The organism is Thermacetogenium phaeum DSM 12270, from assembly GCF_000305935.1.
Taxonomy (GTDB): Bacteria; Bacillota; DSM-12270; order Thermacetogeniales; family Thermacetogeniaceae; genus Thermacetogenium; species Thermacetogenium phaeum.
The window spans coordinates 2271753-2284478 of record NC_018870.1 but is presented as its reverse complement, the minus strand read 5'-3'; the positions used below and the strand labels follow the sequence as shown (position 1 = coordinate 2284478).

Genomic DNA, 12726 nt, shown 5'->3' with positions numbered 1-12726 from the left:
ATGAGGAGGAGAACAGATGAAGATTGCCATACCATCGCAGGGTAACAGCGTCTGCCCGCACTTTGGGCACTGCGAACAATTTCTGATCGCTGAAGTGCAGGATGGAAAAGTGATCGGCAAAGAGACCGTTGCTGCTCCTCCCCACGAACCGGGGTTGCTGCCTCGTTATCTTGCCGGTAAGGGAGTTGACGTGGTGATCGCCGGAGGCATGGGTTCGCGTGCCCAACAGCTGTTCGCACAGCAGAATATTCGGGTGATCACGGGGGCCAGCGGGCTAATTGATGATGTTCTGGCGGCGTTTCTCGGGGGAAACCTGGAGACCGGACCAAATGTCTGCGACCATTAAAAACCGATCCCTGATATTGCCTTGTTTATGAAGTGGGATGAGGAGCCACAAGGTTTCTTGATTGGGATCGGGCACCCGTCAGTTTTTAACGCATCATCCGGTGTAATCTTACGGTTTTTCTCGGGTGGCAGGGTATTCGAGCGGAAGGAATTAAGAATTGGCGGCTGCTGAGAGGGGGTGTTGAGAGATGCGGGGACGCAACTTCTTCGGTCCCGGTTTTTGGAAGGGCGGTCCGGGTCCTGCAGGTGGTGGCCGGGGCCTGGGGATGGGCAGAGGCATGGGCAGTCGTTCGCCCTTCTGCCGGTTTTTACCCTGGCTTCCTCGTCGCTGGTGGGCAGTTCCGGGGCGGGGTGCAGGTGCTCCCGGCCCCTGGGCAGCGCAACAGGCGCAGGGTGTGAGTTGGGGAGAGGCAGATGCTCTGAAGGAGCAGGCCGGTTATTTACGGCGGCTGTTAGACGAAATCAACAGGCGTTTGGGTGGGCCGGGAGGGCAGAAGTAAGAGAGAGCAGGCGTTGGTCATTCCTGCAGCGCACAGCCGGTTTTTCGCCGTAATGGCCTAGTCCACCCGGCCCTTTGCGGATTGTGCCCGGTAACAACAGGCTGCGGTATTTAAACCACGGCCTGTTGTTTTTTATTTAGGAAATTAGTCTTAGATGGTAATAATACTTTTCTCCTGCAGGAAAATTGGATAATATGACGAATTATTATGTTTAATATGCAGTTTTGTGTCGATTTGTAAGAAGGGACACCTGTGAACGACTTTCCGTTTTATCTCGTTTTCTGCCATTCCATGCCTGAGATCGCCCTGGTTACGACATTGGGCATGGTTTTAATTGGGTTTCGCCCGGAGTATAAAAAGATCCTTATGGTCACCCTTTTGGGGGCGCTGATCTCATACTGCATTAGGCTCCTGCCCCTGCCGCCCGGGCTTCACGGTGTTTTTCTGGTCCCTGTGGTAATCGCTCTTGTTGTTGCCTGCTGCCGAATGGACCTCTTTGCTGCAACCCTGGCCGTCTTTTTAGGGGTAATCGTTCTTTCCATAGCCGAAGGAATCTTTGACTTTCTTACTCCCAAGATCTCCGGCTTTACATTCCAGGACGTGGCTGCCAATCCCCTGCTGCGGGTGTTGTTTCCCCTCCCCGAATATATTTTTCTGACCGTCGTTACAGTTATCGCCGGTCGATTTCGTTGGAGAATTGTCAACCTCCGGGAGATAAGGGACTTGGAGGTGCAGGTTAAGGGTCGTGAAAAAGGGTAGCCTTGTTTTAGTTCCGCTCCTTTTGGGGGTGGGAATAGTCCTCCTGGCTGTGGACTTTTATCTTTTCTGGTCGATCCAGTTCGACAGGCCTCTCACCAGGGGAGCAATATACATCATTGATTCGACAATTTTATCATTAGTTCTGGTGCTGCTGTTCATCTGCTGGAAGGTCTATCGCTTCGAGAAAAGCGAATTGTCCCGCGCTCTCAATTCCCTTTATAGCGAACACCTGCAGGAGCTGCTTCGGGTCGTCCGACTACTGCGACATGACTTTGCCAATCACGTACAGGTTATCTCCGCTCTGCTGCAGACCAACCAGATAGAAAAGGCGAAAGCGTATATTACTTCACTCGGCCAGCGCATTCAAATTCCCAAGGGGATGCTGCAGTTTGGGATTCCGGAATTAGGAGCCCTGTTGATGGTGAAGATGCACGTTGCCGACCTGAAAAACATTTCTTTTGATATTGAAGTAGACACCGACTTGAAATCCCTCAAGGTAGATCCCCTCGATCTGAACACCATCATCGGCAATCTGCTGGATAATGCCTTCGAGGCCGTAGAAAGCGGCGAAGAGGAGCAAAAAAGGGTGGTGCTGAGGTTTTTTGAGACCCCTGAGAGTTATTTCATTCAGACGATCAACCCCGGTTATCTCGACGAAGAAATGCGGGAGAAGATCTTTTCACCCGGGTTTTCGACAAAACAGGGATCAAACAGGGGGTTTGGACTGGTTTCCGCCAAAACGGCGGTTGAGAAATACGGGGGGAGGATAAACGTTGCCTGCAGCCAAAGAGAGGGCGTCAAGTTTACCGTAATGTTTCCCAAGATGGTTGCCTGATTAACTCAATTCCGGAACTGTTTGACATAAGAGAATGGAAAATTCTATAATGGAGACGAGAAAGAATGGGGTAGGAAACTGTTTTCTCTTATTATTAAGGAGGTTGATCAGGGTGAGTTTGATGCGCAGGGACCCCTGGCGGGAGCTGGCTTCGTTCAGGGAGGGAATCAATCGCCTCATTGACGAGACCATCGGCCGCCGTTTTCCTTTTCCCGGATGGAGTGAGTGGAAACCATCCGTCGATGTGCTGGATAAAGGAAATGAGTACGTTGTGAGAGCCGACCTGCCCGGATACAATCCTGAAGACATTGAGATCAAGGTGACTGAGACCTCTGTTTCCATTCGGGGTGAGATCAAAGAAGAGAAAGAGATAAAAGAAGGCGATTACCTGGTCCGTGAGCGCAACTTCGGCTCCTTTGCCAGGACAATTCCCCTGTCCACGCCGATTAAACCGGAGGAGTGCAGGTCGCGGTTTAAGAACGGCATTCTCGAAATAATCCTTCCGAAGGCCGATGCGGCGAAAGGGCGCATTCTGGAGATTGAAACCGAATAAAAACCGGTTGTCGCTACCGTAAAAAAAGGGTTTCCTACCCTTTTTTTGTGCCGTTTTGTGAGATCCCTCCGGCCGGGAACGGAAACCAGCTGTTGTCAAAGGGATGAAGCGGGGTCCTGTTGTTCTGCCGGCCTGAGGATACCCGGTGAAAGTGCCTTCGGAGGCAGGGTGGAACGGCTAATTGTAGCCGGATTAGAACCAACGGGTGATGAGGGAATCGAATAAAATATGTGGGAGAGAACGCCTTGTTAGGAACAATCGTCAATGCAGCAGCCATTATTGCCGGAGCTTTGCTGGGAAATCTTTTGAAGAGCGGTCTGCGCTCCAACGTTAAAGAGATCGTCATGCAGGGAGTCAGCCTCACCGTGATCTTGATTGGGCTTTCCATGGCCCTGGAGACGCAAAACGTGCTGCTTGTCACCCTGAGCACAGTCATCGGAGGCATACTCGGCGAATTTTTAAAAATCGAAGAACGCTTAAACGGTTTTGGCAGAAGGCTGGAGAAGCGCTTCAGTAACGGGGACGGCGCCTTTACCAGAGGGTTTGTGACTGCCAGCCTGGTCTTCTGTGTGGGGGCAATGGCCATCATGGGCTCCCTTGAGAGCGGCCTTACCGGGCGCCACACCACTCTCTTCGTCAAATCGATCCTCGACGGGGTGACCTCTGTGGTTTTCGCCTCTAGCATGGGTGTCGGGGTCGCCTTTTCCGCCCTTCCTGTCTTCCTCTACCAGGGCAGCATTACACTCGCTGCCTCTTACGTCAAACCCCTGCTGACCGATGCGATCATCAGAGAGATGACTGCTGTAGGAGGCCTTCTGATATTCGCAATCGGGGCGAACATGCTCACAGATAAGATCCACATCAGGGTGGGTAACCTGCTGCCTGCCATTATCGTGGTGGTTTTCTTGACGATTATTTTCGATCTCTGGCCCTTCTAGGAAATCCGATCTGGCTCTTCGGTGCGGGCGAAGGCGGCGGGGGCTTCGCCGTGCCTTGTTGGTCCGCGCCGGAGACATCCTGCCTTTCCTTCCCAATAGGAGATCCCCCATCTTTAACGATCCGTCAAGCCCTTCTTTGTCGAAACTTGCCGGCGCAGCGGCATTATTGAGTCTGCTATCCGCCCTTGGCGAAGGAGCATCGCGAGCGGCCGAATCGAGACAGGATGTCGAGAAGGGAGAATCTGCGGCGGATATGCCGTCAAAGGAGCCGGTATGCGCCTGTACGAGTCTTGGGGTGAGTTCGACCGAAAGAGCAGGGGGCAAGCGCAGGGATAAAATTATATTTTGGGGCAGGCAATAAAAGGGAACTCAAAACAAGGGTGAATTGTTTGTTGACACGATATGGTTGTTATTTTAAATTAATAGTTGAACCTGTTTAGGAATTATTCTTAACTAGGAGGCATAGGAATGATGGTGGGGGATTACCTGGAGCAGCTGAAACAGAAGAGGATCAGGATCACCCCGCAGCGCCTGGAGATTCTGCGGGCGATCCAGGAAGGAACCAGGGCGGCCGGGCACCCGCTATCTGCCGAGGAGATTCTGCAACGGGTGCGGGAACGCTATCCGGCTGTCAGCCTGGATACTGTGTACCGCACGCTGGCGACTTTCGTCGAACAGGGGCTTGTCAGCCAGATTCAGTTCCGTGGCCAGTGCCGCCGTTTTGAGCTCGTCCGCAAAGGGAAACACCATCACCATTTGGTGTGCCTTGGATGCGGAAAGACGAGGGAGCTCCCTTTTTGCCCTAGTGAGGTTTTGAAACAGGCTCAGCTGCAGTATCCCGACTTTTTAATCCAGGACCACACCTTTACCATTTACGGTTTCTGCTCCGGATGCCAGGATGGTTGGGGAGGGGGCAGTGAAGATTTATGCGAGCGGTGAGGGAAAGCAGCATCTGCCGGATAGCGGTTGTTTTGTTGTTGCTGGTTGCCCTGCTGGCAGCAAACGGTTGCGGTGGAACCGGTGAGATGGGAAGCGGGGAAGCGGAAGAGGCGACTTCGCAGGGGAAGCTGCGCCTGGTGGCCACAATTTACCCCCTGGCGGAGTTTGCCCGGCAGGTAGGGGGGGACCGGGTAGCGGTAGTCCAGCTGATTCCTCCGGGAAGGGAGCCCCATCACTGGGAGCCTTCACCGGCAGATATGCTGCAGCTCTATCGGTCGCAGGTGTTTTTTTACAACGGTGCGGGGATGGAACCGTGGGTGGAGAAGATCCTCCCTGCCCTTCGTGCCCGGGGAGTCAAGATCGTAAAGGCCACCGAAGGTCTTGACCTGCTCACCTTTGCCGAAGAAGAAAGGCTCGGAGTAACGGTGATGCCGGGTCGGGAGGGAGAAGGCAAGGCGTCCGCCGATGCCGGGCACCGCCACCAGCAGGAGGATGTTGATCCTCACGTCTGGCTGGATCCCGTTCTGGCCAAAAGAATCGTAGCGCATCTGGCGAGGGAACTGATCGCTGCCGATCCCGCTGGATCATCCGACTACATGCGCAATGCCCAGGCAGCACAAAAGGAGCTGGACCGGATTCACCAGGAGTATCTTAAAGCGGTGCAGCACTTCAGCAGCAGGGATCTTGTGGTCTCCCACGCAGCCTTCGGTTACCTGGCGCGGCGCTATGGGCTGCGCCAGATACCTTTGCTCGGGCTGACCCCGGAGCAGGAGCCTGATGCCGCCACCCTGGCGCGAGTCGTCGATTACTGCCGGGACCAGGGGATAGAGTGCGTCTTTTTTGAGGCGGCGGTGAGCCCCAGGGTTGCCGAAACGGTTGCCCGGGAGGCCGGCGCCCAAACGCTTGTGCTCAACCCCATTGGGGGAATAACCGAACAGGAGAGCAAAAAAGGCCTCGATTATTTCGGCTTAATGCGTCAAAATCTGGAAAGTCTTCAAAAAGCCCTGGGAAGCGAAGGTGAACGGCGTGAAAGTTCTTGAAATGCAGGGAGTTTATTTTTCCTACGGCAGCGACGTCATCCTGGAGGATATCACGATAGCGGTGGAAGAAGGGGATTTTCTTATTCTGGTTGGCCGCAACGGATCGGGAAAGACAACGCTGGTCCGGCTGTTTTTGGGGCTTTTGCACCCTGTCCAGGGGGAGATCCTTTTGTTCGGAGACAGTATCAGGAAGTTCCGGGACTGGTACAGGATAGGCTATGTTCCCCAAACCCCTGCCCTTGCTGCCGGCTTTCCGGCTACGGTGAAAGAGATCGTTGCTACCGGGCGCTTCGGACGGATCGGTAGGTGCCACCGTCTCCACAGGGAGGACTGGCAGGCGGTGGAGGAGGCCATCGATTTGGTGGGACTTAGCCATCTCCGGGATAATCTCCTCACAGAGCTGTCCGGTGGGCAGCGGCAGCGTGCCTTTATCGCAAGGGCGCTGGCCGGCCGCCCGGATGTGCTCATCCTCGACGAACCCCAGTCCGGGCTGGATGACGGCACCAGGCGCGATTTTTACCGGTTGCTTCACCGCCTGAACTGTGAGCAGGGGATCACCATCCTGATGGTTTCTCATGACGCTGATATGCCGGTGAATTGGGCGAACCGCATCGCCCTTCTTGACAGGTGCCTGCTCTATCAGGGGCCGCCGCCCATTCCGGCGCGGCTGGACTTAAACGGCCTGTCGGGGAAAGCCGCCGGTTCTTACTCCATTTCCAGGTTGCACTTATCGTAGGAGAAGGGGGATTGTCTGTGCTTTCCATGCTGCAGTATGATTTTATGTTGCGCGCTCTGGCGGCGGGTGCGGCAACGGGTTTGATCTGCCCGGCCCTGGGCGTTTTTCTCGTCCTCAGGCGTTATTCCTTTTTGGCCGATACCGTTGCCCACATCTCCCTGGCCGGGGTAGCCTTCGGGCTCTGGATCGGGCTCGATTCGTCCTTCGTTCCCTTGGTGATAATCGCCGTTGCCGTTCTGGGTGTGCTTTTAGCGGAACACCTCCGGGTGCGCCGGGGGTTTTCCGCCGACGCGCTGCTGGCTTTTATCATGAGCGCCGGCCTTGCTCTGGCCGTAATCTTCTTCGGACTGGCGGGCAGCGGAGCCCTGGACATCACCTCTTACCTCTTTGGAAGCCTGATCACCGTCAGCGCAGCCGACCTCTGGCTGATCCTGGCGGTGGCTGTGGTGGTGGGCTCCTTCCTCGCTCTGTTCTTCAAAGAGCTTTTCTTTATCTGCTCCGATGAGGAATCGGCTCGGGTTTCCGGGCTGCCGGTGGACAGGATCAACCGCCTCTTCATCTTTCTCGTTGCTCTGACCGTAGGGGTGAGCCTGCGGGTTGTGGGGACGCTGCTCGTAGGAGCCTTGATGGTCGTACCTGTTCTGGCTGCGATACTCCTCGGACGCAGTTTTCGCCAGGTTTTTCTCCTCTCCCTGGCGCTGGGGCTCGTTTCCACCCTGCTGGGCCTGACTGCCTCTTACCGGTTTGGGCTGGCGGCGGGCGGCTGCGTAGTGATGGTTGCCTGCGGCCTGTTTTTGGCTTTCTATGTCAGCAGGGCGCTGGTCGGTGTCTACAGAAGGCGAAGTATACTTAAGGAGAAGCCGGAGCCTCAGTGAGGACGCTTAGTGGCCTCCTGCTTTTTCTCGCGGGGTGTGGCGATGATCGTAAAGTGGCGGCCGCTGTGGCTGCCGTGAGTCTGATAATCCAGATTCTCTTTTTCCAGCAGGCTCAGAATCCTGTCGGTTTCGTGGGCATCTGCCGCCTCCAGATGGAGCAGCAGGTGGTCCCCCGGCGCCAGTTTTGATGTCGCCGCCTTAATGATTTCTATGTCTCCGGTTCCGATGGAAGGGCCGAGGTCGATGTTGATTTCCCGCATGCCTCTCCTCCTCTTCGCTTTAAGTATTGGAAAGGAAACTTTTACCGTAAGCCCCCGGGAACGGATTTTGGGTAGCCTTTGCTCCGCCAACCCGGGCTTTTATGCCTTCGGCGTCTTTAATATTATCTGCAGCGATGTGGGAAGCTACTCCGGGGATGGGCTGGCAGATAGAGGTATTTCCGCACCGCAGTCAGTATCATTCGGCCGTTGTGAAGGCCGGGTATATTGATCACGGCAGCAAGCCCCCCCCCTTTTTTTGACAGTATATTATTGTTTGGAGCTGCCCGTACCTGGCGGATGGCCTGATTCCGCCTGGTCCCGGCGAAGCGCTCATTTTCGCTGACGGACGCTTCTCAAGCAGGAATCCCGCCCTTTAACGGCGAATAATACCCTTGAAAAACACCATGAAGGTGTGGTGCTCTTCAGGGAGAAGGGATACTTCCTGTTTTTTTTCTGAATGGGAATCGAAGAATGGGAATCGAAGGAGGGAAGGCATGTGTGCCGGGAAAAGACGGATTGGGAAAAAGCAATGGAATTTCACGGGCACATCTGCGTCGGCCTCGCCCTGGGGTATCGGGCAGCGAAGGCTGGGATGGAGCTGTTGGGAGCACGCCGCTCCCCTGACGAGGAACTGGTGGTGATTGCCGAGACCGACAACTGCGGTGTGGATGCCGTTCAGGTCGTGACGGGATGCACGATGGGGAAGGGAAACCTGATCTTCCGGGATTACGGGAAGAATGTCTACACCTTCGGGTCCCGGGATACCGGGAAGGCATTTCGCATTGCGGTCAACCCCGTTGGTGACGAAGTTTTTTCCGGGGAGATCCGGGCCATCAGGGACCGAGCCCGCCAGGGGCGGGCAACTGAGGAAGAAAAGGAGCGGTTGAAGAGAGCCCAGCTGGAGGCTGTGGCCAAGATCCTTCAGGCCCCCGCGGAGGAGCTCTTCCGGGTGCAGGAGGTACAGCTGGATTTGCCGGAGAAAGCCCGGATCTTCCGGTCCGTTACCTGTACCGCCTGTGGGGAGCAGGTGATGGAACCCCGTGCCCGGGTGCGCGACGGAAAGATCGTCTGCATCCCCTGCAGCGAGGAGTACCGGTCGCGGGTGGCGGGGTAGGAAGCAACGAGGCTTTTATGAAGGCGCCGAAGAGAGGTGCCTTCAACTAATTTTCTGCGCCTCCGGCAGCTGCCCTTGGGCAGGACGGCAGCCCGAAGGGTTCTGCTGGAAACAGCTGGGGACCACCCTGGCTGCCGCTGCTGCTCTGGAAGCGCTTGCCCCCTTCTCTCGCGGATGCTTAAAGTCAGCCTCGAAACACCGCCGTTTCCCGGAGGGAAACGGGCGGACGGAGAGGCTCCCCCGGCTGCTGCCGCCACCGGGTCAGCAGAAGCGGTTGGGGGCGATCTTATCTCCCATGAGGAGTTCGTCGTAGTCCTCGTTTCCGTACCCTTCGTAGTTGATGCGGTTGACAAAGTCGAGGACGGCCTGTAGCTTATCCTCCGGGAGGTTCTTGATGATGGCAATCAGCTTGTCGCGCAGTGACTCCAAGGCAACAACCTCTTTCTAAAAATGATCTACCGGTGCTATTGTTGCCGGCAGCTTGAACAAATATCCTCGAACGAACCCGCGTGCTGCTAAAAAAGCACCCTTTCCCCGTGGGCGTAAACGCTCAGCCGGTTTTCCCGCACGAACCCGAGGAGGGTGATCTGGAGCTCCTCCGCCAGCTTCAAGGCGAGATCGGTGGGGGCGGAGCGGGAAATCAGAACCGGCACCCTCATCCTGGCCACCTTGAGGACTATTTCCGAGGAGACGCGGCCGCTGAAGACGACCATCTTGTCGCTGCGGGGTATTCCCTCCAGGAAACACCGTCCGTGGATCTTATCAATTGTATTGTGGCGCCCGATGTCTTCCTGGAAGATGAGGATCTCTTCTCCCTGTACCAGGGCGGCATTGTGGACGCCGCCGGTTCTCCGGAAGAGGTGCGCTCTCTCCTGCAGTTCTGCCGCCAGCCTGGTGGCGGTTGCCGCTTTGATCTGCAGCTGCGAGGTTACGGGAGGGGGAAGTCCGGCCTCGGCGGCAAAGTGGACCCGGATGTTGCTGCGGCCGGCGCTGGGGGTGATGTGGCGCTTTAGAAACATTTTCTCCTCGATTCCCGGCAGCGGAGCGGTCTTGATCCGGATGAGCCCTCTGTCGGCGTCGAGCTCCACCGATTCGAGGTCTTCCCGCTTCTTCAGCACCCCTTCGGAGCAGAGAAAACCAACTGCCAGGTATACCTGATCCACGGGGGAGCAGACCAGAGTCGCTATCTCCCGGGAGTTCACAAAAACGGTAAGGGGGGTTTCCCTGACGACCAGGTCCTCCTCCAACCAGTGCCTTCCGGAATCGGCTTTGACGATCTGACAGGGGGAGGTCAACTTCCCGTAGTCGCCGTCGGAACTGCTCACCGCTCCTCACCGCCCCTGATCCCGGCAAAAGAATCGCCGGCAAAGGCGATTTCCCCGTTGACGATGACCAGTTCCACTCTGGTGAGCCAGTCCAGGGGGTGTCCGCTGAGGACGATGACGTCGGCGTCTTTCCCCGGTTCCAGGCTGCCGACCCGGTCGGCCACTCCCAGGATCTCCGCCGCGTTGATGGTGATTGCCTTTAGGGCGTCCTCAACGGCCATTCCCCCTTTCACCGCCAGTGCTGCCAGGAGGGATAGGTACTGGCCGGGCACTACAGGGTGGTCGGTCATCAGGGCAACCCGTACGCCTGAGCGGGCGAGGATCCCGGGTGTTGCCAGGGTGCGATCTTTGAGCTCCACCTTCGCCCTGTTGCCCATGGCAGGCCCTACCACTACCGGTATTCCTCTGCGGGCGAGCTCGTCCGGTATTTTGTGGGCTTCCGTGCCGTGCTGGATGCTTACCTTCAGGTGGAACTCGTCGGTGATCCTGAGCCCGGTGAGGATGTCGTCGACCCGGTGGGCATGCAACAGGACGGGTATCTCTCCCCTGATCACCGGCAGGAGGGCTTCCAGCTTCAGATCTCTGTCCGGCTGCTGTTCCGGGTTGTTTTTCCCCTTCTCCAGCTTCAGGGCGTAGTTGTGCGCCGCCACCAGGGCTTCCCGCAGGATTGCCGCCGTGGACATCCGGGTCATGGGGGATTTCTTCTGGCCGCCGTAAACCCTTTTGGGATTTTCTCCGAGGGCAACTTTCAGCCCCGCCGGGTTTTTGACGACGGCCTCATCGACCGTCCTGCCGTAAGTTTTCATGACCAGGCTCAAGCCCCCGATCACGTTGGCGCTTCCCGGACCGGTCATAACCGTGGTGACTCCGCCCTCCAAGGCGTCTCGAAAGGCCAGATCCTCCATGTTGATGGCGTCCAGGGCGCGCAGGTGAGGGGTGACCGGGTCGCTGGTTTCGTTGGTATCGTTCCCCTCGATCCGGTAAATCTCTTCGTAGATTCCCATGTGGGTGTGGGCGTCGATAAAGCCGGGCAGAACGTATTTCCCCGCAACGTCGATGAGGCGGGCGCCCGCCGGCGGTTCTGAATGGGGGCTTACGGCGGCGATCCTCCGTCCTTCGATCACCACCATCCCCTTTTCATAAACGGGGCCCGCCATCGAAAGAATCTTTCCGTTTACAAGCGCCAGCAACAGTTTCACCTCCTGCCATGAAAATACATCAAGTTCACCCGCCGGTCTACCGCTCGACTCCCGATTCCAGGCCGGACAGGACGACGGCTCGCTTCGGGACAGCTCTGGGATGCTGCGTAACAAGTTGCGAAATGCTTCTGTCAACGCAGCGTTTGGCCTCGCAGCAAATCCATTCCATCGCAGGTCAAGAGGTGTCTGTACTCGCATCCCGACCTGTCATCCTCGCTTCGCCTGTCCTGTTACCCGGCCTTCCATAGGTCGCTCGCCGGTAGACCCGTCGGGTATTTTCATACTCTGTTGGTGCCGCCGGAGGCGGCGTGAGGGTCTGCCTTGGAATCGGTTCCATTTGTACCGGCTGCGAAAGGCCGGTTTTCCCTTTATCTTTCTAAAAGGCTTCTGAGCACTCTCAGGTTTTCCACGTCCTCCTTCATGTCCTTTCCTTTCGGCGTCTCCAGGATCATGGGCAGGTGGGAGAGGAGCGGGTTGTTGACGATCCAGCGGAAGCCTTCGAGGCCGATTTGGCCCATGCCGATGTGTTCGTGGCGGTCGCGCCGGGAACCGAGACCGCCGCGGGAGTCGTTCAGGTGGATGGCCTTAAGACGCGCAATGCCGATAACACTTTCCAGTTCGGCAAATGTCCGCTCGCAGGCTTCCGGGGATCGCAGGTCGTAGCCGGCGGCAAAGGCGTGGCAGGTGTCGAAGCAGACCCCGAGCCGCTCCGGGAAGAAGCTGTCTTCGATGATCTGCGCTAAGTGTTCGAAAGCTCCACCCAGAACCGACCCCTGGCCGGCAGTGGTTTCCAGAAGGATCATCACTCCCGATTCTTCCGTTTTCTTCAAGGCTTCGTTGAGGGCGGCGGTGATCCGCCTTAATCCTACCTCTTCCCCGGCCCCGGAGTGCGCCCCCGGATGCATGACCAGATAAGGGATCTCCAGGAGGGCGCAGCGTTCGATTTCCTGCGTCAGGGAGTCGAGGGACTTTTTCCACAGGTCTTCATCGGGTGAGCCGATGTTGATAAGGTAGGAGTTGTGGGCCAGCACCGGCTCGATCCCCGTTTCCCGGCGGGCCTGCCGGAAGCGCTCGATATCCCCTTCGTCGAGCGGTTTGGCCTGCCATCTGCTGGCGTTCTTGACGAAAATCTGGACGGTTTCGCACCCGGTCTGTTGGCCGCGCCGGATCGCCTGATCGAATCCCCCTGCAATGGACATATGTGCCCCAAACGGCATAGCTACACCCTCTTTTCGCTTTGCTGTCTAAAATGCTGCAGTGTATCTTTCACCTGCTTGCCCGGCGCCGGAAAGCGCTCGTCTCATTTAA

The 12726-nt window shown here is 56.9% G+C and carries 16 protein-coding genes; 11 read left to right on the top strand and 5 right to left on the bottom strand.

Annotated features, from left to right (window positions below):
- The first annotated feature begins 16 nt into the window (after nucleotides 1-16).
- The 10 genes from TPH_RS11175 to TPH_RS11125 all read left to right on the top strand — a co-directional run bounded on the left by TPH_RS11175 (nucleotide 17) and on the right by TPH_RS11125 (nucleotide 7520).
- Nucleotides 17-346: a NifB/NifX family molybdenum-iron cluster-binding protein gene (locus TPH_RS11175; protein ID WP_015051311.1), complete on the top strand. Its 330-nt coding sequence runs from the start codon at nucleotides 17-19 to the stop codon at nucleotides 344-346.
- Between the two features lie 187 nt (nucleotides 347-533).
- Nucleotides 534-845 (top strand): hypothetical protein, encoded by a 312-nt coding sequence (locus tag TPH_RS11170; protein ID WP_015051310.1) that lies wholly within the window; start codon nucleotides 534-536, stop codon nucleotides 843-845.
- A 252-nt stretch (nucleotides 846-1097) separates the two neighbouring features.
- A complete protein-coding gene (locus TPH_RS11165; protein ID WP_015051309.1) occupies nucleotides 1098-1604 on the top strand; it encodes a hypothetical protein in 507 nt (168 codons plus the stop codon).
- Nucleotides 1591-2439 carry a sensor histidine kinase gene (locus TPH_RS11160; protein ID WP_015051308.1) on the top strand — a complete coding sequence of 283 codons (849 nt, stop codon included), beginning with the start codon at nucleotides 1591-1593 and terminating at the stop codon, nucleotides 2437-2439. Before TPH_RS11165 ends, TPH_RS11160 begins: the two co-directional genes overlap by 14 nt.
- A gap of 121 nt (nucleotides 2440-2560) precedes the next feature.
- Nucleotides 2561-2992 (top strand): Hsp20/alpha crystallin family protein, encoded by a 432-nt coding sequence (locus TPH_RS11155; RefSeq protein WP_037999188.1) that lies wholly within the window; start codon nucleotides 2561-2563, stop codon nucleotides 2990-2992.
- A 245-nt stretch (nucleotides 2993-3237) separates the two neighbouring features.
- Entirely contained in the window at nucleotides 3238-3930 is a 693-nt protein-coding gene (locus TPH_RS11150; RefSeq protein ID WP_015051306.1) for a DUF554 domain-containing protein, read from the top strand.
- Nucleotides 3931-4398: 468 nt separating this feature from the next.
- Nucleotides 4399-4869, top strand: coding sequence for a Fur family transcriptional regulator (locus tag TPH_RS11140; protein ID WP_015051305.1), 471 nt, complete (start codon nucleotides 4399-4401; stop codon nucleotides 4867-4869).
- Entirely contained in the window at nucleotides 4857-5909 is a 1053-nt protein-coding gene (locus tag TPH_RS11135) for a metal ABC transporter substrate-binding protein (protein WP_015051304.1), read from the top strand. Before TPH_RS11140 ends, TPH_RS11135 begins: the two co-directional genes overlap by 13 nt.
- Complete coding sequence (locus TPH_RS11130) at nucleotides 5896-6645, top strand: metal ABC transporter ATP-binding protein (RefSeq protein ID WP_037999190.1); 750 nt, start codon at nucleotides 5896-5898, stop codon at nucleotides 6643-6645. The genes TPH_RS11135 and TPH_RS11130 overlap by 14 nt, the downstream gene beginning before the upstream one ends.
- Before the next feature lie 26 nt (nucleotides 6646-6671).
- A complete protein-coding gene (locus TPH_RS11125) occupies nucleotides 6672-7520 on the top strand; it encodes a metal ABC transporter permease (RefSeq protein WP_037999191.1) in 849 nt (282 codons plus the stop codon).
- On the opposite strand, the gene TPH_RS11120 is transcribed toward TPH_RS11125, so the two are convergent.
- A complete protein-coding gene (locus TPH_RS11120) occupies nucleotides 7514-7780 on the bottom strand; it encodes a hypothetical protein (RefSeq protein WP_015051301.1) in 267 nt (88 codons plus the stop codon). The genes TPH_RS11125 and TPH_RS11120 overlap by 7 nt on opposite strands.
- 496 nt (nucleotides 7781-8276) lie before the next feature.
- Between TPH_RS11120 and TPH_RS11110 the strand changes: the two genes are divergently transcribed.
- On the top strand, nucleotides 8277-8894 hold the full coding sequence (locus TPH_RS11110) for an FmdE family protein (protein ID WP_015051300.1): 618 nt from the start codon (nucleotides 8277-8279) through the stop codon (nucleotides 8892-8894).
- A gap of 261 nt (nucleotides 8895-9155) precedes the next feature.
- Here TPH_RS11110 and TPH_RS15470 read toward each other — a convergent pair whose 3' ends face one another.
- From TPH_RS15470 to TPH_RS11095, 4 genes are all read right to left on the bottom strand, one after another.
- Nucleotides 9156-9323 carry a hypothetical protein gene (locus tag TPH_RS15470; protein WP_015051299.1) on the bottom strand — a complete coding sequence of 56 codons (168 nt, stop codon included), beginning with the start codon at nucleotides 9321-9323 and terminating at the stop codon, nucleotides 9156-9158.
- Nucleotides 9324-9409: 86 nt separating this feature from the next.
- Nucleotides 9410-10219, bottom strand: coding sequence for a formate dehydrogenase accessory sulfurtransferase FdhD (gene fdhD / locus TPH_RS11105; RefSeq protein ID WP_015051298.1), 810 nt, complete (start codon nucleotides 10217-10219; stop codon nucleotides 9410-9412).
- Nucleotides 10216-11409 (bottom strand): amidohydrolase, encoded by a 1194-nt coding sequence (locus TPH_RS11100; protein WP_015051297.1) that lies wholly within the window; start codon nucleotides 11407-11409, stop codon nucleotides 10216-10218. The genes fdhD and TPH_RS11100 overlap by 4 nt, the downstream gene beginning before the upstream one ends.
- Nucleotides 11410-11786: 377 nt before the next feature.
- On the bottom strand, nucleotides 11787-12635 hold the full coding sequence (locus TPH_RS11095; protein WP_015051296.1) for a deoxyribonuclease IV: 849 nt from the start codon (nucleotides 12633-12635) through the stop codon (nucleotides 11787-11789).
- Nucleotides 12636-12726: the final 91 nt, after the last annotated feature.